The organism is Flavobacterium sp. AC274 (genome assembly GCF_979258275.1).
On the sequence record NZ_OZ409852.1, the window covers coordinates 3,685,285 to 3,709,681 of the forward strand.

Genomic DNA, 24,397 nt, shown 5'->3' on the forward strand with positions numbered 1-24,397 from the left:
TAATAAAAAAACTCCGCAATGTTAGAGACATTTGCGGAGTTTTTATTAAGGCAACCTATGCTTTTATAATGTTTTTCACTAATTCTGACTTAGCACATTGTTCATCTCTTTGTAATATTCACATTGACTCCACAACTTTTTATTACCAATAACATATAATCTTTTTTTGGCACGAGTCAATGCTACATTCAGAATATTTGGTTTTTGTGAAGCCCATTTTCTTGCTCCTGATGATTTAGGATCACTTCCTAAAACCAGAAATACAATATCAGCTTCTTTTCCCTGAAATTTATGAACAGTTCCGCAGAATACGTTTTCTATCTTTCTAAATTCATTATCACAAGCTCCGGCAACCGACTTAAATGGCGATATAACATAAATATTACCACTATAACCGCTATTAAGTAACTCGGTAATTTTAATTTTCAGCAAATCAATTTCTTCAATTATTACATGTTTATTTATTGGTGGATTTATATTTTCAACATGAAACCATTGAGATGCTCCTATAAAAATTTCCTTAGAATTTTCTTTAACAGCTTTTACCATCTGGTCGCTATAGGCAATTTTGTTTGCTATAGAAAACATAGGCTCATCACATCTTCTATGTGTTCTCAAAGGAAAACCAGTCCATATCGGGTCTGACTCTGTTCCATTTTGCATGTAGGTACCAGATAATGAAATTCTATCTGCAAGTTGTTGTACAGAGGTTTGTAAGGGAGACCATAACAAATCAACGTTACTTAACTGACGTAACTTTGCAACTAAGTTTGCCGGTATAGTAACTACAGGTTCCACCTGCAATGGATCACCTACAATTACACATCTTTTTGATCTGTGAATAATTCCTACAGCAGATTGTGGTGTAGCCTGCCCTGCTTCATCAATCAACAACCAACCGATTTGATTCTCATTTGTGTTTGGAAATAATCTGCTTGCTGAAGCTAAAGTAGTAGAAACAACTGGTATGCAAAGAAAAAAGGTATCCCATAAATTTTGAGCTAGTTTTGCTTCTACTTCGACCCAGCCAAGGATCATTTCAAAAAACAGATTGAGGTTGTTTTTTACCTTTTTTGCATTAGATAATATAACATATTTATGCAAGTTGAGACTTTGAATAAAAATATCACTTCTCAATTTTGCAATTTTTGGTGAATAATAAGGCATTCGAAGATGAATTTCTTCTAAAGATAATTGATGGAACTCTTCAGTAAACAATTGCTTATTTTCAATGCCAAAATCTGTATTAATTTTTATATTAAGTTTCTGATAATTATCGATTATTTTTAATTTATCCTTTAAATTATCCTGGTACCTGTTCTTTTTAGTTTCTAAATCTTTTATCTTTTTTTCCGTATGTGATAGCTCTTTTTTTAAGATCTTTAAAACATTTTGCGAATCACTAAACTGAACTAAAAATAAATCAGCTTGCTTTTTCCATTCTTTAAATGATTTGGTTCCAAAAAGCTTTTGAAAAAAGAAAAACGAGGGTTTATTTGATTTAATAACAGTTAAAGCATTTTGAATTCTCTCGCTTTCTAAAAGCTCATTTTTGATACTATTATCTAATTCTTTCTTTATTTCGAGATTTTTATCTATTTCCGAATCTGTTTTCCGAATCTGTTTTTTCAAAATAATTTCATCATTTTTTGCCTCAATAAAAACAGGTAATGAGTTGTGAAATTTTTCTACTTTATTTATGAATGATTCAAATTCCTCATGAAGTTGTTTTAATTTTTTTCTTGTTTCTTCGAATAAATCCTGATTATAAGCTGTTGAATCATTTTCTTTATCTTTATAAACATTATACAATAAGTCTTCAAGACCTAAAATTTGATTTTCTTTATCTGACTTCCAAATAGCATTTTTAAAAATATGCCGATTTTGATTATTTCCTAGCGCAGCTGCTAGCGTACCCCAGCTTTCTACGGAAATTAGTCTCTCTGAGCATTCTGAAAAATAATCTGCATCAGGAAATATAATGCAATCTATCTTCTCTTTAGCAGGAAGTTCTTTTGTAATATTTTCAACGGCCGAATTATTATTGCTCGCAATCACAATTCCAAAATTATTCTGTAAATCTGATTTTAGATTAAAAGAAAATAAATTGAAACCATTTTCTTTTTCTACTTTATTATATCCTCCTTCAAAAATGTCTCTACAACCTAATTTAGCAATAACCTTAGCTCGGTTAACAATAACATCCGAGATTACGTCTAATAGTAATGTCGTTTTTCCTGTTCCCGGAGGTCCATTGATTCCTTTTACAAAGGGTTCATTTTCTGAAAATAAGTCGTTGACTGCTCCAAGTTGTGCAGTGTATAAACTATAATCTATGTTAGAAGGCCATCTGCCAGCCTGCATTAATTTTGGATTTACAGAGGCAAACAGTTGATTTTTATCTAAAATAATATCTTTTCGAATAGATGTATCTACAGATAAGTTTAGATAAGCTTTTAAAGTTTTACTATATTCCTTCTCATTTAAATTACAGAGATAATTTAAATCACTTAAATAAAAACTGTTTAAAAAACTAGTATCTGATTTATTGTCTTTGGGAACTTCCTGAGAAAACATATAAATTTTTATATCCTCCTTATTCCATATATCAAATTGTTTATGCAGATAATCTAATTCTTCATTTAAATGTGCCCAAGAAATAATATCTCCTTTTCTTGAAGGCTCTTCTTTTTTATCATTTTCGCTGTTATTTATAATTTCAGGGATATTATATCTGATCTCAAAATCTTCTTTTGATTTTTCCAGATCGGCATACACAACAGACAAGTTTTGTTTTTTTATTAATGCATTTATTCCAAAAGAAAATGAAGCCGTTACATAACTTTTTTCATCTGGTCTTCCTCCCTGATCTAGAATTAATGCTGAAAGACACGTATATCCGGAAATAGTTTCTTCCCAGTCTCCCTTTGTAATTTCACCATTCAAAAAATGATCAATTTGATCCACAATCTTCTTCTTTTCTAATCTTCCGAAAATTAAAGTGTGTTGCAAAACATAATTTTTTTGGCAGCTGTTTTATTTAAAACCCAAGGAAATATTTGCTCTGTTTTTAACAAGGCAGCATTATTATTAAAATCCGGTAGATTGAATATTTCAATATTTCGCCAAAATTCCAGTATATCTTTTTGCTTCAAAATCTTTTATTATAATTTATATTCAGAATAGCTAATATAGGAAATATTCTTACATAAATAAGCTATAACTTACAAAGTTAAGTTATTAAAGGATTGAGATAAAATCCCCACTGTGAAGTCTTGCGGGTGCGAAATCAGGAGACTTCGCAGAGTTTCATAAGAATTCTTCGGAGAGCAAGGATCGGTTGTGTTACCTGTTGATCAGTCTGTTTTTGAAAATAGATATTTAGAAATTATCAAAAATTTAAAAACAAGAACACATGCCTAAACCAGAACATTTCCATCACCTCAAATATCCCTAACTATGATTGTTTATTCTCTATATTTTATTCAAATTTGCACCTCAAAATAACTCAGAAAACGCTAATTTCAGCATCAATAAATATAATGACAGTACAAGATTTAATAGGCAGTTATTCCATTTCCGGGAGTAATCAGGATGAGAGTCAGGAAATAAACTATAAAGGTATTTTGAATTTGTCTTTGGATGAAAATAACCGAATTGTTGCACTGTGGCTTATTAACGATACGCAGCAGCAAAAGGGACACGGTTTCTTTAAAGACAATATTTTAGTTATTAATTTTAGCTATAAAGGTGATGACAGGAAAACCTACAAAGGTGTCGCCGTTTATCGTTGTATAACCAAAGATGTACTGGATGGCTTCTGGTCAGAAAAACACGGAAATCCATTGTATTTAGGAACCGAACATTGCTTAAGAATTAAAAGCACAGAAAAACTAAGTTCTTGATATAAAAAAAGCTAAATCTTTCGATTTAGCTTTTTCATTTTCAATAAATAGTATTCATTTATAAAATACTATTTACACTTATTTATTTGGCATCAAACCATAGTTTTGTAGTAAGCAAATCTTTTCCCTGAACAGATATTGCGGCCTGATAACTATTTCCGTTTAATGACTGCTCTGTACCCGGATAGAAGAAACGCGAAGGAATCTGTCCGTCCAAAACTGTAGCCGGGCCGGCTGTTAATATCGGATAATCAAGTCTTCTCCATTCTGCAAAAGCGTCAAGACCTTGTCCAAAAAATGCAATCCATTTTTGTGTACCTATCGATTTGGCATAATTTGTAGCATCGTACTGCACCGTTGGCTGATTAAGATAATTAGCAATAACTGTTGCATCGGTAATACCAAACTGATTTAAAGATGCCGTAATTGCATTTTTATATAACTGCTCTGCATCTCCGGCAATATAACCACGTGCTGCCGCTTCTGCAAGATTGAAAAGTGTTTCAGAATAAGAAACAAATACAGCCGGCGATGCCGAAGTTAGAAAATAAGTTCCCGGTTTTGATGTTTTGGCAAAACCCTGACTATTGGCATCACTGTTTGATAATCCATTGGCTCCTCCAACATATTTCCCTACGCTTGCATCTGATGGCAATTGAGCAAAAACAGCTAAGCGCGGATCTGAGAACTCATATAATTTATCGACCATAGTTTTTGAAATACGAAAATCATCGCGTGTTTCAAACCAGGCTGATGCTGGATTTTGCTGAGGTGAACTCGTGTAAACAAACTTAAAGATTTCGCTATTATTGCTAATCACTCCTGCCGGATCTGTTGTTGCTTCAATCGCAGCTTGCTTTGCTAAAACAGGTTCTTTATCAGCAATTTTCAACGCTATACGCAAACGAAGCGAATTTACCAGTTTTTTCCATTTTAAGACATCTCCTTTATAAGCCAAATCTCCGGTTACGGTACCATTTGCTGTAGCCAGCAAAGACTGGGCTTGTTTTAAATCTTCAAGTAATCCTGTATATACTTCTTTTTGAGTATTATATGCCGGTGTTACTTTCAAACCTGCTTCTTTGTAAGGAATGCTTCCATAAGCATCGGTTAACAATAAGAATGTCCATGAACGCAGCGTTAATGCAATTCCTTTATAATTTGAATTTGCCTGTGCATCCGGAAAATTTATAATGGTGTTCAAATCGGTTATCAAAGTCGAATAACCTTTATCCCATAAAGTGGTGAAAGAAGCATTAGATACATCGTATCTGTCCGGTTCAGTATATTGGATTTTAGCCCAATGCTGAACAAATAATAAAGATGAGTTAAAGTTATTAACGTCTCCCCAATATAAATCAGCTCCCTGTTTTAATGTTCCTGTTAACAGGTAAGGCGCTAATGGTGTTTCGGTTGCATTTGGATTTTTATTAATATCATCCAACGTATCGCTGCAAGAGCTCAATGACAATGCAAAGAGCGTTATATAGGCTATTTTTTTAAGCATGATTGCGTGTTTTAAAATTTAAGATTAACATTAAGGCTGAAATTTCTCGTTGTTGGCAAAGATAAACTCTCCAATCCCTGAGCATTTCCGGTATTAAAAGCTGTTTCCGGGTCAATATTCGGTACATCTTTATAAATAAACAACAAATTACGACCTACTGCAGTAATACTGGCTCCATCTAATCCCAGCTTTCTTGCAAATTTTTTATTGAAATTGTAAGCTAATTTTATTTCTCTTAGTTTCACAAAAGTTGAACTATAGATATATGCTTCGCTAATATTGTATGATGCTTTGTAATATTCCTGTGCACTAAGAACTGAAGTGTTTGGAGTTCCATCAGCATATACTCCTTTAAAAATCATTCCATCATCATATATTACTGCTCCTGATGGCGCATTACCACCTGAAACCAGGGTTTTCGTATTTGTGGTACCCGTTGTCGTTACATAATAATTTAATCCGCCATTGGCAGCATCACGCCCCGGCAGCGTTTCTGCTAATACACCTGTATAAGTACCCGTTCTGTTAGTTCCTGAAAAAATCTCACCACCTACACTAGCATCAACAAGAAATGAAAGTTCAAGATTTTTGTAAGTCAATGTGTTGGTAACACCAGCTAAATAATCTGGAGTATAATGTCCTAATACTCTCTTTGTTGGATCAGCTTTAGGCAATCCGTTTGCTCCTACTACTATATTTCCGTTGGCATCGCGCTCATAAGCTGTTCCGTAAAGTGCTCCGTAAGCCTGTCCTACAGATGCCAATACATCAACACCTCCTGAAGAACCAATTGTGTAGTTTTTAATGCTTCCTTCATAATCAAGAATCTCTACTTTGCTTATATTTCTTGAGTAGTTTCCAGCAATATTCCATTTAAAGTTTTCAGTTTGAACAGGAGTTCCGTCCAATTGAATTTCGATTCCTCGGTTGTTTATTTTACCTGCATTGATTAACTGAGAAGTGTAACCACTCGCAGCAGTTGTTTTAATCTCCAGAATCTGATCAAAACTATTTGTGTTATAGTAAGCAAAATCAAAATGCAGTCTGTTTTTCCAGAAAGAAGCTTCTAAACCTAATTCGGTAGAGCGTGTTGTTTCCGGTTTCAGGTTCTCGTTAAGTTTCTTTTGTGAAGAAGTTTGAATCGGATTTCCGTCGAATGCCGTTTGGAAATTATAAACCGTAGATAATTGATACGGATCTGCATCATTACCAACTTCAGACCATCCACCACGTACTTTTAAGAAATCAAGTGTGTTACTTTTTAAATTAAAAGCATCAGAAACTACGAAACTACCATTAAAAGAAGGATAAAAATAAGAGCGGTTGTTGCTTGGCAATGTAGACGACCAGTCATTACGTGCTGTTACATTTAAGAATGCATAATTTTTGTAACCAAATTGAGCCGAAGCATAAGCACTATAAACCCTTAATCTTGATAAGGTGTTTGATGACGTTAACGGATCTCTTGAATTCGTCAGCGTATACAAATCAGGCACAGCCAAACGGGGTGCTTTTTGATAATTGTTTGCATCACTGTGATTACGAATATTGAATCCCGCAAGAGCATCTACACTAAAATCATCGTTTAGTTTTTTAGTATAAGTAAAAATACCCTCTGTATTTTGCTCATTTACAGTATAAGCATCTTCAGCATACGATCCAAAAGGAGTTCCGTTTGTACCATATTTAATCTCGTATTTTCTGCGATCGTTATAATAATCAACTCCGGTACGGAATCTAAAATTAAGTCCTTCGGCAAGTTTTGCATCCAAATGAATATCTCCAATTAAACGATTACGCTGTTGGCTTGTAGTATTGTAATACGCATTCCAGTATGGATTGCTATAATAACTGTTGTTCCAGTTAACATCTCTGTTATTTCTAAGTGCATTGATATCTACCTGACGTCCGAACCAAAGAAACTGAAGCATTACACCCGCAGCACGGTTACCCGATGGACCACCCGGAAGTGCCGGAGCATCAGTAACAATATAATTTCCTGTTACCCCTACTTTTATACTTTCAGATATTTGATAATTAGAATTAATAGTAAAGTTTGTTTTATTTACTTCACTATTAGGTACTATTCCTGTTTGTTTTTGATTGTTTATTCCTAAACGGAAATCTGATTTTTCATCTGATTTTCCTACAGAAACACTATTTTCATAAGTAATACCAGTATTAAAAAAGTCTTTCACATTATTAGGATGAGCCACGAAAGGCACTGCTACACCATTTGAATTAAATTGAGGAATCAGACGCCCGTCCATTTTAGGGCCCCAGCTTTCATCAACACCATCATTGATACCGCCACCTTTACCATCTACATAACTGAATCTTCCATTTGATCCTTGTCCAAAAGTATTTTGAAAGCTTGGCAATGTAGCCACTTGAGAAATAGTGATTCCTGAACTAAAGCTTATACCCAGTCCTTTTTGATTTTTTCCTGATTTTGTAGTAATCAAAACAACACCATGCGCCGCACGCGATCCGTAAAGGGCTGCCGCATTAGGACCTTTCAATACTGTTAATGTTTCAATATCATTTGGATTTAAATCGGCAATTGCGTTTTTAAAATCTCGAGAAGCATTTACACCACCTGAGCTGCTAAATTGCGTGTTATCTACCGGAACTCCATCTACCACAAACAAAGGCTGGTTATTTCCGCCAATAGACGTTTCTCCACGAATAATGATACGTGAAGATCCCATATCACCCTGCGAATTTGTAATACGTACTCCGGCTAATTTACCGGTCATACTATTTAAAAAATTGGTTTCTTTTGTATCTGATAAATCCTTGTTTTTAAGCGATTGAGTAGTATAACCTAAAGATTTTTTTCTTTTGTAATACCAAGTGCGGTAACCACTACTTCTGATAAGGCATTTTCTTGCTGTGTAAGTTCAATAACAACAGAATTTGCATTTACTACCACTTCCGTTTGTTTATATCCCATGTAACTTACTACAAGAGAATAAGGAAATTTTTGTCCGGTTTGGAAATAAAACTTCCCATCAAAATCTGTCTGAACACCGTGTGTAGTACCTTTAATGTTTACTGAAGCCCCAATAACAGGGTCTTTTGTAACCGCATCCACTACTATTCCTTCGAGTTTTGACTGAATTAAGGGTTTGGTCTCTTGGGCATTAACACCAATAGAAATCAACAAGATGCATAACCATGCATATCTATATAATATTTTTTTCATTACTTAGTTTTAGTTTGAATAAGGTGAGCCAAAAATTTAAATCATTAGCTTTCCTTATAGAGATGTACAATTTATTTAAGCTTCACCATTTCTGTTGCAGCAGAAACAGTTTCTTTTTTTATCTACAACACATTCGTTTTTTCATTTTACTTATTTTTTTGATTACTATTCTTTTAATTTTTTTTGATAGATTTCAACCTCAAGAAATTTTAGGATGCATCTTTTAAAAAATTGTATTATTTAAAAGCCAAAGAATTTTTAACAGCAAAAAACCATAATGTTTAAATACCCAAAATGATCTGTTCTTGTTCAAATAAATGTATTCGAAAGTCCTTAACAGCTGTGTTTATTACCTTAATTTAAATTCTACCAATTTGATAGAACAAAAGTAAATTAAAAATATTAACTCAAAAAATTTAAGCATAACTTTTGCAAAAAAAATGTTAATTAAAAGTTTAATTATCTATAAACAAAGCAGTTAACATCTTACCGTTTTCTTAAATCCATTAAGATTTTTCCTAAACAAATGAAAAATCAATGCAAATATTACCGTTTTTCGGAGCTGTTTTACTAGCTCATTACCTATAAAATGGGCTTTTTCTACTTCTTTAGCAATGAAAAAAGCGATTTGTTGTAGTAAGATTTTAAGAATAATAAAGTCGTTTCATATTATAAATGGAAACCAAAATAGACAAAGTAATAAACAAAAATGCCAGATCTTTTGATCTGGCATTTCCTCTCTGTAGAGACTATTTAAAATTCTAATCAGTTTTTTCGATTATCATTTTACAATCAGTTTTTTAGAAACATTAAAATCATTAGAATTGATTGTAACAACATAAATTCCTGAAGCCAAATTATGATTGATTTTTGCAGATGTATTCAGTTGGTTTATCAAAACCTTTCTTCCGTTTATATCCGTAACGGTTATTGTTGCGGTATCACCAATTTTTAATTCCGGAAAGACAATATTAAATTCTTTGTTTACAGAAGGATTTGGATAAATACTAATCAGGTTATCTTCTATTGTTATTTCTGCATCATTGATTTTTTTAGCTGTCGAAGTACTTTGAAATTGCCATTGTGCGCTTTCCCAATTGTTTTGTCCTCCAGCATATTGAGCAGAACCATTCAGGTTTTCGATATGAATCATACTTCCGGTCTGCCATCTGTTTTTAATTCGTACAAAAGTACCATCCACATTTTCGCTTAACCATTGTGCACTCCACCAATCAGATCCCGCAGCACTACATTGTACGGCTCCTGTTAGGTTTTCAATATGCATTACATCTCCGGTACCTACATTTTTTAATACAAAATAAGTGGCGTCGACAGCTACTTTTTGCCATTTGTAATTGTTGTTGGCAACAGTTGCACCATAACCTACATTGGCACCGGCATCGTATAAATAATTATTTGTCCATTTGTTTTTAATGGTAAAATAGTTTCCTGTTGCTGTACTAACTGTAATTATAGCGGTACTTGTTTTATTTCCATCTGCGGTAGTTACAGTAATTGTTGCAGTTCCGTTTGAAATTGCCGTTACCAAACCAGAAGCATTAACCGTTGCAATGCCCGTATTGTTTGAAGCATATGAAACAGATTTATTAGTTGCATTAGACGGAAGAATTGTTGGCGTTAATTGCTGCGTTGATCCAACTGATAATGATGCCGATGCCGGACTAAGACTCACACTTGTCACGGCTACATTTGATGAAGTTACCGTTATTGCAGAAGTCGCAATTTTTGCACCATCCTGAGTTGTAACGGTAATCGTTGCAGATCCCGCAGCAATTGCAGTAACTAAACCTGAACCATTTACGGTTGCAACCCCAGTATTATTAGAACTGTAAGCCACTGTTTTGTTTGTTGCATTTGCCGGAGCAACTGTTGGTATTAATTGTTGTGTCGCGCCAACGCCTAAAGTAGCTGTCGACGGTGCAACCGATACTCCTGTAACCGCAATAATTGGTGTGCCAGAACAGGTTGTACTTTGTGTCCATGAAAAAGTACCAATAGCGCTAAGTTCCTGATCAGTCGTTGCACTACCGCCTCTATTAGAATAATTCATATTACAATACGTTCCGTTTCCGGCAGGAGAACCAGCTATAAGTACAAAATAGCCTCTGCCCCAATTTCTGTTAAGGGCATTATTGTTTGGAAATTCTTTCCCAGTTCCATTTACGGTAATATCTTTAAAACTAAGATTATAAATACCATCACCAGATCTTTTACTTATCGAAATTGCATCATTTCTTGAATCTAAAATATCAATATTGTACAACTGAACATTTTTAACCTGAGTTCCCGCATTCGTAGCACTAAAAATATCTACCGCAGCTACAGGATTGTTATAAGTATCATTAAAAGTTCCGCAGGTTGATACTGTGATATCGTGTATTTCATGCATTCCGTCATTGTTAAAGGGTGCTCCGGGAAAATTATTACTTACTCTGATTCCTGCTTCCAGATTGTCTTTTATAATCAAATTGTAAGCTTTGTTATTTTTTCCGCCATAAATAGCTAAACCACAGGCACGCCAACAGTTTTCGGAAGTATTGTATCTAAAAGTGTTGTTGATACATTCCAGTCCATCAGCAGACCAGATTGCCTGATCGTCATCGCCATTGTTTCTAAAACTGCAATGTTCTACAATTGCGTTTGCCGTTCCTTTACAAAGATTAATTCCGTCAGCATAATTATTTCTAAAACGGCAATGTGATACTGTAAATCCATCTGCAATTGCCGGGCCTCCTGTATTGTATTGTGCAATCCAGGCACCGCATTCAAAATGTTCTGCCCAAATATTTTTTACAATTGAAGTTGATGTAAAAACCCCATTTATTGCTTTATAAGAATTACTTCTAGAAGCCGAATTGGTCGTTAAATAAAGATCTGTAAACGAAATTCCGGCTGCATTTGCACGCAATCCACCGTTTAAACTGCTGGTATTGGTAAAATTAATTTGTGTATACCACATTCCCGCACCGATTAATGAGGTATTGGCAACACCAAAATACAGTTCGCGGTTTACATTATAAACTCCGCCTGGAACAAATATTTTTTTACCGCCGTTTGCATCAATAAAGGTTTGAAGATCGCTTCCGTTTCCGGTATAGGTTACTGAACCTGTTGGTGCTGTAAGAGCGGTAGGAACTGGCTCCATCTCAGCAAAATCGACATGAACATTTCCTGATTCTCTTACCAGTTTTAATGTTCCCGATGCCGAAATTTTTGCCGGAAGTTTATAACGTACTTCGTCAAAACGCATTCTTGGATTTTGATTTGTGATTCCATTATTATTAGGATTCCCGTTGCTCCACAAATATTCCCACGACCAGGTTGAAGTTAAAGTCAGCGTGGTAATTTTTGTGTTTCCGTTATAAACGCCCAAAGTAGCCGATTGTCCGTCGGGAACGCTGTAGCGAATCACAAGTCCATCTGCGGCTTCTGTAAGTGTCCATTGCACGGTAGCATTCGTAGCCGACATATTCACGCATTGCTGGTCTGTAGCTTCAGACTGAAGATCTGCCTGAATGTATGATTTTGAAGTAGTTGCAGCGCCATTCGACAATTGTCCTGCGTTTGCTTCGTACCTTTTATACGGCGCATCATAATAACCGCGCTGTGCGTATAAATTGGAGGTTAAGAGAATGAAAAAAATCCATACGATATGGAAATATTTTTCTCTTTTAAAAGAAGTTGAATGTAATTGATTGTTCATAATCTGTGGTTTTAAATTAGTAAGGTAGTTCCTAAAAAAAGAACATAACGAAACTAGATTTAAAAAAGAAATTATAAAAAAGATATGTTAAAAATCAAGATTCTTAGGCTATTTAAAATACATCAAAATATTGATAATCAATATTTTAAATTTTAAATTGAAATAAAAAATCAAGAATATGTATAGATGAGAAGTTTATAAATTAAACCGATAATAAGTAAGAATGTAGAAAATTTTAGCCTTAAAATTGAGATATTCTCTTTTTTATAAGGAATTACATAAAATTATGTTCGGAAATTATTTTAAAAAAATCCTGTTTCAATAGAAACAGGATTTATATTATGAATATAATGAACCCATTGGATGTAAATGCATAAAAATTTAATTAAACACATAGAAACATAGATTTTATAATTTCGAAAAAAGTAAATCCAAAAGAAACTCGTTTCTAACACATAGTTAGCTATGTGTGTTAAACCTCCGAAAGCTTAAACGGCAAAGTCCTGATTCGTTTTCCGGTTAAATCGAAAATGGCGTTGGTTAAAGCCGGAGCAAAAGGCGGAAGTCCGGGTTCTCCAACTCCACCCGCATCTTCTTCATTATCTATAATATATACTTCTATAGGCGGAATTTCGTTAATTCTCGGTAACGGATAATCATAAAAATTATGCTGTTCTACAACGTTATCCTTAAATGTAATTTGATGCGTAGTCGCTGCACCCAATCCCATGACAATGGAACCTTCGACCTGAGCATGAATGATGTCGGGATTTACATACCAGCCACAATCCATTACAGCCCAGACTTTATCGATTTTAACCCCACCATGAAGGTTTTTAGAAACTTTGACAACATGACCAACAGTTGAGTTAAAACATTCTGTAATGGCAACACCAAAGCCTTCATTTTTTGACCTGTTTTTCCAGCCTGACACTTCTTTCATTTTGTCGATTAACTTTTGACAGCGCTCTTCCTGCAAATGTTCGCGACGGAAATCTAAGGGATCTTTTTTAGCTTCGTGTGCCATTTCATCAATAAAACTTTCATAGGCAAATCCGTTTGTAGACGCATATACTGATCGCCAGAAACTTGTGGGGATTGTGGTTTCAAAAAGAACATCACTAATGCTTAAGTTTTTAATGCTTTCGTAATACGGTTTCAAAAATCCCTCGCTGGTGCTTCGGTTGGGTTCTGTTTTTGAGCCTCCGCGCCAGTGATCATTATTTTGTCCTGCCATTCTAAATTTTAGCGCATCAATTTTTCCATCGGCAATTGTTCCTTCACAGCGGTACGAAATCCCGGGGCGAAATGGTCCTAAAGTAGCATCATCCTCACGTGTCCAGACAACCTGAACCGGGCCCCCCAATATTTTTGAAATGCCAACAGCCTCGCTTGGATAATCGATCATTGCTTTTCTTCCAAAACCGCCTCCAAGAAAAGTCATGTTCACAATCACTTTTTCTTTATCAATTTTAAATTGTTTACTTATATCGTCCTGAATCCAACCCGGAGCTTGTATGGGGCCCCAAATTTCAATCGAATCTTTTTTATAATGTGCAATGCAGTTTATCGGTTCCATAGCAACGTGTGACTGATACGGAGTTTGGTAAACTACATCTATTTTTTTAGTTGTTTTTGATAATATTTCAGTTGGATTTCCCTGCGTTTTAAGCGGCAATCCTTCCTGAGTTTTCAATAATTTATGTTGACTTTCAAAAATTTCCGGTGTACTCCAATGTTTAAAACCACTTGTATCCCACTCTACTTTTAAGGCTTTTCTTCCCTCAAGTGCTGCCCAGGTCGAATCAGCAATTACGGCAACGCCTTCACGGATGTATTCGTAATAGCCCATATTTACTTTAAAAACGCGTTTTACACCCGGAACTTTTAATGCCTTACTCGCATCAAAGCTTTTTACTTTTCCAAAATAACGAGGGTCGCGTTCTACCGAAGCAAACAGCATTCCCGGAATTCTTTTGTCTAGTCCGAAGATTAATGAACCATTGGTTTTTAATGGTGTATCGATTCTTTTTAGTGGTTTTCTAATTAATTTGTATTCGGATATCTTCTTTAGCTTTGGTTCTTTTGGTGCCGGCAATTTTGAAGCAGCTACAGCAAGTTCACCATAATGTGCTTTTTTTCCGGATGGTTTATGAATCACATGTCCGGATGCGGCATAACAATCTGCAACAGAAACATTCCATTTCGCAGCAGCGGCAGCAATTAGCATTTCTCTTGCAGTTGCACTTAATTTAAGCAGGTTTTTATAAGAAGACCGAATTGTTGAACTTCCTCCGGTAACTTGTCCGCCGTATTTTTTTTCGTTTCCGATAGCGAAAATAACGTTGATATCTTTCATATCAACTTCTAATTCTTCTGCTACAATTTGCGGAACCGAATGATACGAGCCTTGTCCCATCTCTGCCCTGTGGTTCACAATAGTTACTTTTCCGGAGGGATTGATAATAATCCACGGACATAATTCGATATCAGATTCGCTCAATTCAGAAGGTCGTACAAGCGTTGGAACGCCATCTGCAGGAAAATAAAAACCAAGACAAAGTGCAGCGCCTCCCAAACCCGTTAGTTTTAAAAAATTTCTTCTTGTAGTATCTACGTTGTTATTTTTTGTCATCAGATCATCATTAAAATTAGGGCAATACTATTTTGCAGGAGCATAAGCGCCGGTTTGAAGCCAGGTAATCCAGGCTTTTTTAAACTGGGCGTGCGTTAAAGGCGGAACTGTTCTTCCTTTTCCGGGATTCCAGCCTGCTTTTACCAATCCGTCATCTGCGTGAGCGATTAGTTTTTCCAGGTCTTTATGTCCGTTAAGTTCAGGATTTACAAGCTGTTTGGCTAATTCGTGGGCTGTTTTACCTTCAAATACCATTTTCATATCAGCAGGCGGTAAATGCCATTCCGGATTTCCGGGAGGCGTGTGTAATCCGGGACTATTTTCGGGTTGATGGCAATTGGCGCATTTCATCGCATATACGCCTTTTCCATCTTTTCCTCGTTTAGGCTGCATTGTGTGTACCACACTATTATCGCCCTGAAGCGGAATATCGTCTTTTGGATGACAATTAAGACAACGTGGACTCATCAGTACTTTATAAACTTGTTTGAATGCCGCGACAGAGGCTAAACTGTCTTTTTTTATCGGCGTAATGCCAATATATTCTTTTTCCGTTATCCGATGCATCGAAACGGTAAATGCCAGTCCAATAGTGGAAACCAGTATTATGGCTATCAATATAATTTTAGTTTTTGTCGACATAAGCTCTGTTTTATTTTCCGGATCAGATTTTATTTTTTTCCTGCATTTGTGAAGCGAGTTGTATCGCTTTGCGAATTCTCGGATAAGTTCCGCATCTGCAAATATTTCCTGCCATAGCATCATCAATATCCTGATCTGTCGGGTTTGGGTTTTCGCGAAGCAAAACAGCAGCCGACATTATTTGTCCCGAATGACAATAGCCACATTGCGGTACGTCTATTTCCTGCCAGGCTTTTTGTGCCGGATGATCATTATTTTCAGATAATCCTTCTATAGTAACTACGTTTTTACCTTCGGCACGGCTCATTTTTGTAACACACGAGCGTACAGCTTCGCCATTCAGATGGACAACGCATGCTCCACATTGTGCAACGCCACAGCCAAATTTAGTTCCCGTTAAACCAAGTGTGTCGCGTATTGCCCATAACAAAGGCATTTCGGGACTTACGTCAAGATTTTCGGTTTTGCCATTTACGGTTAATTGTATCATAATGAAGTCTGATTTTTGGATTTACAATTATTTCGGTGAGGTTCTGTATTTCTAATTTACAAAAAAAACACAAGCAATTGATTTTTAATTATTTAATTCACAAAATAGCTATTTCTTAAACTACTGTTATTCATTTGTTTGAAAACCAATTTTCTTCAGCCAATTTTGAATTTCAACCTGAATATTTTTTTCTTTTTCGCCTTCCATTACAAATAATACGCCGTCTCTTTCGATTCCGCCTTTTGTAGAAAAACCTTTTAATGTTTTACTCTTCGGGCAAAGTTCTTTTACCGTTTGAAAACTGCTGCCAATTCCATAACCCGCATTCGTATTAAACGGAATAACTGTTTTTCCTTCTAAATTATATTGTTTCAAAAAACTTTTCATGGGTGGCGGTAACTGCATTCCCCAAGTTGGAAACCCCACAAAAGCAACATCATATTTTTCAATGTTTTCGATTTTTGTTTTTAGCGGAGGAAGAAAACCAGTTTCGTTTTCATTGGCAACCTGACTCACAATTGTTTTATAATCTTCAGGATAAGGATTTTGCAATTCGAGTTCTACCAAAGATCCGCCAACATTTTTATGGATAATCGTCGCAACCGCTTTTGTGTTTTTAGTTCGTGACAAATACACGATCAAAATATTTTTGTCCATTAGGGATTCCTTTTCATCCTGAGGCTTTTCCTGTGCTTTACTGCAGCCTGAAAATAAACAAACTAGTGTCGTTATTAAAAATAAGAATACTGCTGATTTTTTCATACAGCTGATTTATTTACCCACTCTTTCCTGCAATTGCTGTGGATAACGCGCCCCAACAATTTCTATATTTTTAAGCGCTTTGTCGATATTATTTAATTCTTCTTTGCTCAAATGAATTGCTGCGCCACCAATGTTTTCTTCTAAACGATGCAGTTTTGTAGTTCCCGGAATTGGCACAATCCAGGTTTTTTGAGCCAAAAGCCAAGCCAAAGCAATTTGCGATGACGCTGCATTTTTTTCTGAGGCAATTGATTTTACTAAATCAACCAAAGTTTGGTTTGCTTTTCTGTTTTCTTCAGAAAATCTGGGTACAATGTTTCTAAAATCGGAAGCTTCAAATTTTGTTTCTTCATTTATGGCTCCGGTCAGAAACCCTTTCCCTAATGGGCTAAAAGGCACAAAACCAATTTCTAGTTCTTTCAGAGTAGGAATAATTTCTTTTTCAGGTTCACGGTAAAATAAAGAATATTCGCTTTGCAATGCTGCAACGGGCTGTACAATATGCGCTCTGCGAATGGTTTCCACACCCGCTTCCGATAGACCAAAATGTTTCACTTTTCCTTCCTGAATCAACTCTTTTACCGTTCCGGCAACTTCTTCGATAGGTACATTCGGATCGACTCTGTGCTGGTAAAACAAATCAATATAATCTGTTTTTAATCTTTTAAGCGATGCTTCAACAACAGCTTTTATTCTTGCCGGACTGCTGTCTAATCCTTTTTTAGAATCGCCATCCTGAAAACCAAATTTGGTTGCAATGACTACTTCTTTACGAAATGGCGCTAAAGCTTCGCCTACAATTTCTTCGTTTGTAAAAGGTCCGTAACATTCTGCTGTATCAAAAAAAGTTACACCCTTTTCATAAGCGGCTCTTATTAAGGTAATCGCTTCATTTTTTTCTGTTGGTTTTCCGTAACCAAAACTTAATCCCATACAACCCAGACCCAATGCAGATACTTCAAGTCCGTTATTTCCTAATATTCTCTTTTCCATTTTTTTGTCTTTAATAATTTGAATTATTTATTTCTCGTTATCTGTTTAATGTGCGCTCACTCAGCCATTTTACCATATTTGGATCTCTGTGATCAAAAAACAGACTTGCATTTGTGTCTAAAGTTTGAATAGCATTCAAATCTTCCTGAGCTAATTCAAAATCAAAAATGTTGAAATTTTCTGCCATTCTTTCTTTACGAACTGATTTCGGAATAGCAACTACACCTCTTTGGATCAGCCATCTCAAAATAACCTGTGCGGTTGATTTATTGTATTTTGCTGCAATTTTTAATAAAACTTCATTGGTAAAGATTTCATTCTTTCCTTCTGCAAAAGGTCCCCAGGATTCTATTTGTATGTTGTTTTCCTGAAGGAATTTCTGGGTTTCATTTTGTTGGTGAAAAGGATGCGTTTCGATCTGGTTTACTGCCGGAATAAAACCTGTATTGGCAACTAAATCCATAACTCTGTCAGGATGAAAATTGGAAACCCCAATTGCTTTTACTTTCCCTAACTTATATAATTCCTGCATCGCACGCCATGAACCATAAATATCGCCGTAAGGCTGATGTATGAGGTATAAATCCAGATAATCCAATTGCAATAATTCTAGTGATTTATCAAAAGCTTTTATTGTGTTTTCATATCCTGCATCGCTTACCCAGAGTTTTGTCGTAATAAAAAGTTCTTCTCTTGCTATATTACTTTTTTTAATCGCATTCCCCACAGCCTGTTCATTCATGTAAGAAGCCGCAGTATCAATTAATCGATATCCTGTTTCAATGGCATCTGTAACAGCCTGTTCGCATTCTGCCATATCCTGCATCTGAAATACTCCAAAGCCTAAAATGGGCATTTCTACTCCGTTATTTAATTTTATATTGTACATTGTAAATTGATTTTTAATACTTTATAATTCTATTATTACAAATTTCCGAAGTAAATATGAGGCCTTTGGTATACAGATTACGGAATCTTCTACCAAGATTACTGATTGAGGACAGACTAATACTAAAGCTACAATCTATTCCTTAAATTTGTACAACAAAACAATAAAAGACATGGAACAAGTATTTAACTTTGAAACCATTAGTGAGTACAATGACTTTAATAATCATGAAACCTTACATCCTTTGGTAAGCATAATCGATTTTTCGAAAGCAAAACCAAGAACTGGTTCTAAAATGAACTTTGAGGTTTACTGTATCTTTTTAAAACAAGTAAATTGCGGAGATTTAAAATACGGACGTAATTATTACGATTATCAGGAAGGAACTTTAGTGTTTGTATCACCAGGTCAGACCATTGATGTAGAAAATAAAATTGATTATTACCAGCCGGCAGGACACGGACTGGTTTTTCATCCTGATTTAATTCGTGGTACATCACTGGCAAAACTTATGAATGACTATAATTTTTTCAGTTATAATACCAGCGAAGCCCTGCATTTATCTGAAAAAGAAAGACAGCTTGTCCTGGATTGTTTTTCTAAAATTGAAATTGAATTAAAACAAGCCATCGATAAACACAGTAAAAAACTTATAGCTTCAAATATCGAATTGTTTTTGAATTATTGTGAACGCTTTTATGATCGCCAATTTATCACCAGAGATAACGCCAATAAAGGAATTGTCGAAAAATTTGAAGAATTACTAAACAGCTATTTTTCTTCGGATAAACCACATACTTTGGGTTTGCCTTCTGTGGCACATTATGCGGGCGAACTCAATTTATCACCCAATTATTTTGGTGATTTAATAAAGAAAGAAACCGGAAAATCGGCACAGGAATACATTCAAAATAAAATTATTGATGCCGCCAAAAATAAAATTTTCGATTCCTCGAAAACCATTAATGAAATTGCGTATGAATTGGGATTTAAATATCCACAGCATTTTACACGTTTTTTTAAACAGCATGTTGGCAACACGCCCAATGAATACAGAAGTTTAAATTAAAAACTTCCAAAATTAAATAATGGAACTCCTGAAATTTCCATCATCAGGAGTTTCAATTTATAAAAAAGCAATTTGTAATTCGATAAAATGAATTACTACTGACTTCTGCTTTCTTATTTATAACTGTCTGCTATTTTTTACTACTACTATTTTTATATCTTTGGTTCTGATTCCAATCTGGAAATACAGATTCTTTAGGCGTTATTATTATCCTAAATTGGAATTATTTCCGTTAAAAAAACAAAGATTTTTTCTTCAATATAATACCAACAACCGATCTGAAATTATGACTAAAAGCCTTCAGAACATTTTCTATATAATCCTATTCAGTTTCTTTGTTACCCATAATTCTCATGCACAAAAATCCAAACAAGAACTGCTTAAATTAATTGAGCAGGCAGCTTTATCTCCCGAACTAAAAGGTGATTACTTATGCCAGCTTAGTTCTTGTTATAAAAAAACTGATACCATAAAAGCGTATTCTTATGCAAATCAAGCATTAAGAATGGCTCGTAAAGAAAACGACATAAAAAGCCAAGCCATTGCTTATGAATCACTTTCAGACGTTGCCCGATTTCTGGATAATGTTTCACTGCAAATCAAATATGCCGATTCCAGTTATACTTTAGCCACAGCATCAAAAGATGCAAAGGCCATCGCATACGCCAATTATGCCATTGCCTATAAAAATGAATTTATTGGAAATAAAGAGAAATACATTGAGTACATGCTAAAGTCATTGGCCTATTTTGAAAAAAACAAAATACGATATGACAAGCTGGTAAACGGATATGAAAATCTGGGTGCTTATTATATCGATCATAACGATCTTGTATTCTCTAAAAAATACAACAAAAAGGCTTTAGATTTGGCTTACGAAAGTAAAAATCAGGTTAATATTGCCAATGGTTTAACCAGTTGGGCGCTTTTTTTGGTAAGAGACGCAGAGCAAAAAACTCCTGCCGATCCGGATTTACTCAAAACTGCAGAAAAAAATTACCTAAAAGCGATTGCTATATTCGAAAATGAAAAAAGAAAAGGAAATATTATTGGCTCTTACGGCAGAACCTGCTTAAATCTTACCAGCCTTTACTTGTATCATTTTTTGAAACCGAACCCGAAAAAACTTTAGCACATTTAAAAAAAACAGAAGCCGTTTGTCTCGAACTAAACGAGCCCATGCAACTTATGGTTATGTATGGCCAGCAAGCGCAATTTTATACGAACTTAAATGATATATCAAATATTGAAAAGGTGTTGAAAAAAGTGTCTGATATTATTGAAACACATCCAAAGATAAACCCTAGATATTTTGCCCTGCTTTATAAAAACTACATGGATCTGGCAGAGATCAAAAATGATTTTGCTTCTTATAAAAAATATTTCAATCTCTATGACAAAGCGGTTGCAGTTATGATGGAAAAAGAAAACAGAGCCAGGGATTACAACGCTTCCGTTCGTTTTGAAACGGAGAAAAAATCACAGCAAATTCAATTGCTTACAGATAATATTGAATCAAGAAAAAAGATAAATTATTTGTATACGGCGCTTGTTGTTCTGGTGTTTTTTATGCTTCTTTTTATGCTGCGTTCGTATCATTTTAGACAAAGATCTTATATAAAAACCAACCTTTTGCTCCAAAAAGCCAATGAAGAAGCTACTCTTTTATCCAAAATAAAAGAAGAAGAAGCAATGATTGCTTTACTGGAATCTGAATTAACAGAGAAAGAACTTCAAATTGCCATTCAGGAAAAAAAGTTAAATGAACAGGAAAAGATAAAACTTCAGCAGGAATTAATGACCAATAACCTGCAGTTAGAAAAGAAAAATGAGATTTTAAAAGACATTCAGAATAAATTGTCAATGATGAAATCTGAGAAATCATCAGATATAAAAACAATCTCAAAAACGATCGACAAAAGCATGGAAGTTGATGATGAATTTGAGTTATTAAAAACAAGTCTTGCCAATACTAATCCTGTCTTTTTTTCGACTTTACAGGAAAAAGCTTCGGGCACCTTAACTAAACTGGATTTTAAATATTGCGGTTACATCAAGTTAGGAATGAGTACCAAAGAAATTGCCAATCACATGAATATTGAAACACAAAGCATGCGAATGGCGCGATACCGAATTAAACAAAAATTAAATCTGGACCGCGAAACCGATTTGGACACTTATATTACTTCTGTCCAGTAAAATCAACACTTATGGCGTTTTTTTATCTGTAAAATAATTTTCTTGTAGATACAAAATAGATACTCTATTGACCGCTGTAGATGGTTAGTATATACAAGATTTTATTTTTTGATCAATACATGATTAGTTTTGAACTTGAATTTAAAACTAAAAATCATGAACAAAAAGACGCTTTCAATTATTTCGTACATTACTATTATCGGATGGGTTATTGCTTACGTAAACTACAATAAATTAACAGTTAAAGATTCTTTAACGAGATTTCATCTTAAACAAGGTTTAGGGATTGCTATTTTAGGAATTGTAATTTCTGTTGCTTTAACAATTATTGCAGCTGTAGTACCAACGTTGGCAAGCATTTTAAGTCTGGTAAATCTTGTAGTTTTAGTATTATGGATTATGGGGATCATCAATGCTAATAATGAGCAGGAAATTCCGGTTCCTGTAGTGGGAAAATTATTTACTGATAAATTTGATTTCATTAAGTAATTACTAAATGCCAGTATGAAACCTACGTCTAATACTGGCTTTATTGAATTAACACTGTATCAAAAAATCAAAATCATGAAAAAATTCTATTATTTACTGCTTGTAGTTTCATTTTCAAATTTGGCAGTCGGTCAGGTTATTGATAATAATATTCAGGGATATTATCAGGCAAAATCGGATTCTAATATGTATTCTTTTTTTGAATTTGATGGCAACGGAAAAGTAAATATTACAGGAATCGGAACTGGTGATTATTTTACCAAAGGCGATTCGCTGATTGTATATCCTGATAAAAGCATTTTTAAATTTAAAATAAAAAACAACACCCTTGTTGGAGCTTCAAACTGGGTCGAAAATGAAACATGGATTCGAAAAGATACCATTGTAGCAAATAATCGAAAAAATGAAGCTTTGTCTAAAAAGAAAGCCGCTTTGTTACATGAATATTATAAGATATCCAGCGAAAAAATGGCAATCGAAATGATGATGGACGACAATGCAGCCAAAGCAAAAAAAGAAAAAATAAGCAAACTTTGCAATGAGGGGTTAAGTAAAGCCTGTATGGATTATTTTGGAATCCTGCTTATCGAAGATCAGGGCATGGATGCTTTGTTAAATCCTGAAAAAAATACAAAACCAAAAAAACTGAATCCTGAAATTGTTTCCCTTGGAAATAAAATAATTTCGCAGGAGGAACCTGAAGGTTATACTCTTCTGGGAACTTATTACTATATCTTAGGTCAAAAGGAAAAAGCTGTAGAACAATGGAATAAAGGCGTTGATAAAGGAAGCCAGAAGTCTGCAATGGCTTTAATTCAAATTGAAATGGAATAAATACAGAATTAACATGATAACTTTAATTACCGCTTTATTGCTTGTATTAACTCGTTGGGTATAATACCTTAAAAATTTAATTAAACACATAAAAACATAGATTTTATAATTTTGAAAAAAGTAAATCAAAAAGAAACTCGTTTCTCATACATAGCTATGATTGTTAATGCAAGTGAAACGCCTTTTGAGTTCAATAATACTATGTTTCTATGTGTTAAAAAATAATTACAATCATATTGCTATCAGTAATAAAATTTATTGTGAATCATTATTAAGTATACGCCATATAAAAGAGAAATAATTATAAAAAAAGAAAATGAAAATGAAAATGAAAACAAAAAATATACTGATAGCATTTTTACTTTTAATCGTTTTGCAATCGTGCAAAATGGAAAATACACCAGAAGAATATTTCGATATATCTGCCTTAAACACAAATTTATTTATGGAATTTGGTTCTAAGGATTTTGAGACAATGCAACAAAACAAAAACGCCAATCAGCTTATTGCTTTTGACGAAAAAGGAACGTTTCCGGCAAAATCTTATGAAGATCATATTTTGAGATTCAAGGTTGCCTACCTCAATCAATCTATAAAAAAGATCGAAGACCTAAAACCTACAGACGAAACCAAACCCATGATTGATGCTTCGCTTGATCTTTTTAATTTCGTGAAGAACAAATATGAAAATGATTATGTAAAAATTGCCCGTTTAATGGATAAAAAAGCACCAAAAGAAACGGTAGACAAAGCAATTGCTGACATGGAGGCTAACACATTTCCTGTTTTTGAAGCAAAATATAAAAAACTATGGGATCTTGCTTTGCCTTACGCAAAAGAGCACGGAATTGATGTGAAGACGTTTTAATTTTTTGAATTTTGTTTTTTAGATAGCCCATTTCGAGAGAAATGGGCTTTTTTGTTTGTTTTTTAATTTTTAAAAAAACTTTTTATCCCTTAATTAAAAGTCTTTCAGGTAATTACAAACAATTAAAAATGATTATATTTATTTCTTAATCTACATTAATCGACGCCCCGCTCCTGCCTAAGT

The 24,397-nt window shown here is 34.4% G+C and carries 18 protein-coding genes; 7 read left to right on the forward strand and 11 right to left on the reverse strand.

What is annotated here, in order from left to right; translation table 11 throughout:
• Nucleotides 1-78: 78 nt before the first annotated feature.
• Nucleotides 79-3,012, reverse strand: coding sequence for an AAA domain-containing protein (locus tag ACZZZT_RS16525; RefSeq protein WP_463461195.1), 2,934 nt, complete (start codon nucleotides 3,010-3,012; stop codon nucleotides 79-81).
• 530 nt (nucleotides 3,013-3,542) lie between these two features.
• Here ACZZZT_RS16525 and ACZZZT_RS16530 point away from each other — a divergent pair.
• Nucleotides 3,543-3,905: a hypothetical protein gene (locus ACZZZT_RS16530; RefSeq protein ID WP_463461196.1), complete on the forward strand. Its 363-nt coding sequence runs from the start codon at nucleotides 3,543-3,545 to the stop codon at nucleotides 3,903-3,905.
• Between the two features lie 82 nt (nucleotides 3,906-3,987).
• Here the strand turns inward: ACZZZT_RS16530 and ACZZZT_RS16535 are convergent, their stop codons facing one another.
• The 10 genes from ACZZZT_RS16535 to ACZZZT_RS16580 form a co-directional block, all read right to left on the reverse strand.
• On the reverse strand, nucleotides 3,988-5,412 hold the full coding sequence (locus tag ACZZZT_RS16535; RefSeq protein WP_463461197.1) for a SusD/RagB family nutrient-binding outer membrane lipoprotein: 1,425 nt from the start codon (nucleotides 5,410-5,412) through the stop codon (nucleotides 3,988-3,990).
• A gap of 11 nt (nucleotides 5,413-5,423) precedes the next feature.
• Nucleotides 5,424-8,291 (reverse strand): SusC/RagA family TonB-linked outer membrane protein, encoded by a 2,868-nt coding sequence (locus ACZZZT_RS16540; protein ID WP_463462451.1) that lies wholly within the window; start codon nucleotides 8,289-8,291, stop codon nucleotides 5,424-5,426.
• Entirely contained in the window at nucleotides 8,240-8,620 is a 381-nt protein-coding gene (locus ACZZZT_RS16545) for a carboxypeptidase-like regulatory domain-containing protein (protein ID WP_463461198.1), read from the reverse strand. The genes ACZZZT_RS16540 and ACZZZT_RS16545 overlap by 52 nt, the downstream gene beginning before the upstream one ends.
• A gap of 781 nt (nucleotides 8,621-9,401) precedes the next feature.
• Nucleotides 9,402-12,344: an Ig-like domain-containing protein gene (locus tag ACZZZT_RS16550; protein ID WP_463461199.1), complete on the reverse strand. Its 2,943-nt coding sequence runs from the start codon at nucleotides 12,342-12,344 to the stop codon at nucleotides 9,402-9,404.
• A 472-nt stretch (nucleotides 12,345-12,816) separates the two neighbouring features.
• Complete coding sequence (locus ACZZZT_RS16555) at nucleotides 12,817-14,979, reverse strand: molybdopterin cofactor-binding domain-containing protein (RefSeq protein WP_463461200.1); 2,163 nt, start codon at nucleotides 14,977-14,979, stop codon at nucleotides 12,817-12,819.
• A 27-nt stretch (nucleotides 14,980-15,006) separates the two neighbouring features.
• Nucleotides 15,007-15,621, reverse strand: a complete 615-nt coding sequence (locus ACZZZT_RS16560; protein WP_463461201.1) for a hypothetical protein — start codon at nucleotides 15,619-15,621, stop codon at nucleotides 15,007-15,009.
• 22 nt (nucleotides 15,622-15,643) lie between these two features.
• Nucleotides 15,644-16,111: a (2Fe-2S)-binding protein gene (locus tag ACZZZT_RS16565; protein ID WP_042567173.1), complete on the reverse strand. Its 468-nt coding sequence runs from the start codon at nucleotides 16,109-16,111 to the stop codon at nucleotides 15,644-15,646.
• Nucleotides 16,112-16,237: 126 nt separating this feature from the next.
• On the reverse strand, nucleotides 16,238-16,873 hold the full coding sequence (locus ACZZZT_RS16570; protein WP_463461202.1) for a flavodoxin: 636 nt from the start codon (nucleotides 16,871-16,873) through the stop codon (nucleotides 16,238-16,240).
• A 9-nt stretch (nucleotides 16,874-16,882) separates the two neighbouring features.
• Nucleotides 16,883-17,866 (reverse strand): aldo/keto reductase, encoded by a 984-nt coding sequence (locus ACZZZT_RS16575; protein WP_463461203.1) that lies wholly within the window; start codon nucleotides 17,864-17,866, stop codon nucleotides 16,883-16,885.
• 37 nt (nucleotides 17,867-17,903) lie between these two features.
• The gene (locus ACZZZT_RS16580) at nucleotides 17,904-18,755 is read right to left on the reverse strand and encodes an aldo/keto reductase (RefSeq protein ID WP_456312332.1); all 852 of its coding nucleotides are present in this window, start codon (nucleotides 18,753-18,755) and stop codon (nucleotides 17,904-17,906) included.
• Between the two features lie 172 nt (nucleotides 18,756-18,927).
• Between ACZZZT_RS16580 and ACZZZT_RS16585 the strand changes: the two genes are divergently transcribed.
• From ACZZZT_RS16585 to ACZZZT_RS16610, 6 genes are all read left to right on the forward strand, one after another.
• Nucleotides 18,928-19,824, forward strand: a complete 897-nt coding sequence (locus ACZZZT_RS16585) for a helix-turn-helix domain-containing protein (RefSeq protein ID WP_073394020.1) — start codon at nucleotides 18,928-18,930, stop codon at nucleotides 19,822-19,824.
• A 286-nt stretch (nucleotides 19,825-20,110) separates the two neighbouring features.
• Nucleotides 20,111-20,956, forward strand: a complete 846-nt coding sequence (locus tag ACZZZT_RS16590; protein ID WP_463461204.1) for a hypothetical protein — start codon at nucleotides 20,111-20,113, stop codon at nucleotides 20,954-20,956.
• Nucleotides 20,957-21,081: 125 nt separating this feature from the next.
• Complete coding sequence (locus ACZZZT_RS16595; protein WP_463461205.1) at nucleotides 21,082-22,023, forward strand: helix-turn-helix transcriptional regulator; 942 nt, start codon at nucleotides 21,082-21,084, stop codon at nucleotides 22,021-22,023.
• Nucleotides 22,024-22,179: 156 nt separating this feature from the next.
• On the forward strand, nucleotides 22,180-22,512 hold the full coding sequence (locus ACZZZT_RS16600; protein ID WP_463461206.1) for a DUF4870 domain-containing protein: 333 nt from the start codon (nucleotides 22,180-22,182) through the stop codon (nucleotides 22,510-22,512).
• A 75-nt stretch (nucleotides 22,513-22,587) separates the two neighbouring features.
• Nucleotides 22,588-23,346, forward strand: a complete 759-nt coding sequence (locus ACZZZT_RS16605; protein ID WP_463461207.1) for a hypothetical protein — start codon at nucleotides 22,588-22,590, stop codon at nucleotides 23,344-23,346.
• A gap of 328 nt (nucleotides 23,347-23,674) precedes the next feature.
• On the forward strand, nucleotides 23,675-24,214 hold the full coding sequence (locus tag ACZZZT_RS16610) for a hypothetical protein (RefSeq protein WP_463461208.1): 540 nt from the start codon (nucleotides 23,675-23,677) through the stop codon (nucleotides 24,212-24,214).
• Nucleotides 24,215-24,397 lie beyond the last annotated feature (183 nt).

Excerpts from the sequence above, each read along its gene's own strand:
- ACZZZT_RS16590 (WP_463461204.1), top strand. The coding sequence starts at position 20,111 with ATGACTAAAAGCCTTCAGAACATTTTCTATATAATCCTATTCAGTTTC.
- ACZZZT_RS16545 (WP_463461198.1), bottom strand. The coding sequence starts at position 8,620 with ATGAAAAAAATATTATATAGATATGCATGGTTATGCATCTTGTTGATT.
- ACZZZT_RS16610 (WP_463461208.1), top strand. The coding sequence starts at position 23,675 with ATGAAAACAAAAAATATACTGATAGCATTTTTACTTTTAATCGTTTTG.
- ACZZZT_RS16535 (WP_463461197.1), bottom strand. The coding sequence starts at position 5,412 with ATGCTTAAAAAAATAGCCTATATAACGCTCTTTGCATTGTCATTGAGC.
- ACZZZT_RS16565 (WP_042567173.1), bottom strand. The coding sequence starts at position 16,111 with ATGATACAATTAACCGTAAATGGCAAAACCGAAAATCTTGACGTAAGT.
- ACZZZT_RS16605 (WP_463461207.1), top strand. The coding sequence starts at position 22,588 with ATGAAAAAATTCTATTATTTACTGCTTGTAGTTTCATTTTCAAATTTG.
- ACZZZT_RS16550 (WP_463461199.1), bottom strand. The coding sequence starts at position 12,344 with ATGAACAATCAATTACATTCAACTTCTTTTAAAAGAGAAAAATATTTC.
- ACZZZT_RS16600 (WP_463461206.1), top strand. The coding sequence starts at position 22,180 with ATGAACAAAAAGACGCTTTCAATTATTTCGTACATTACTATTATCGGA.
- ACZZZT_RS16530 (WP_463461196.1), top strand. The coding sequence starts at position 3,543 with ATGACAGTACAAGATTTAATAGGCAGTTATTCCATTTCCGGGAGTAAT.
- ACZZZT_RS16580 (WP_456312332.1), bottom strand. The coding sequence starts at position 18,755 with ATGTACAATATAAAATTAAATAACGGAGTAGAAATGCCCATTTTAGGC.
- ACZZZT_RS16570 (WP_463461202.1), bottom strand. The coding sequence starts at position 16,873 with ATGAAAAAATCAGCAGTATTCTTATTTTTAATAACGACACTAGTTTGT.
- ACZZZT_RS16560 (WP_463461201.1), bottom strand. The coding sequence starts at position 15,621 with ATGTCGACAAAAACTAAAATTATATTGATAGCCATAATACTGGTTTCC.
- ACZZZT_RS16575 (WP_463461203.1), bottom strand. The coding sequence starts at position 17,866 with ATGGAAAAGAGAATATTAGGAAATAACGGACTTGAAGTATCTGCATTG.
- ACZZZT_RS16585 (WP_073394020.1), top strand. The coding sequence starts at position 18,928 with ATGGAACAAGTATTTAACTTTGAAACCATTAGTGAGTACAATGACTTT.
- ACZZZT_RS16555 (WP_463461200.1), bottom strand. The coding sequence starts at position 14,979 with ATGACAAAAAATAACAACGTAGATACTACAAGAAGAAATTTTTTAAAA.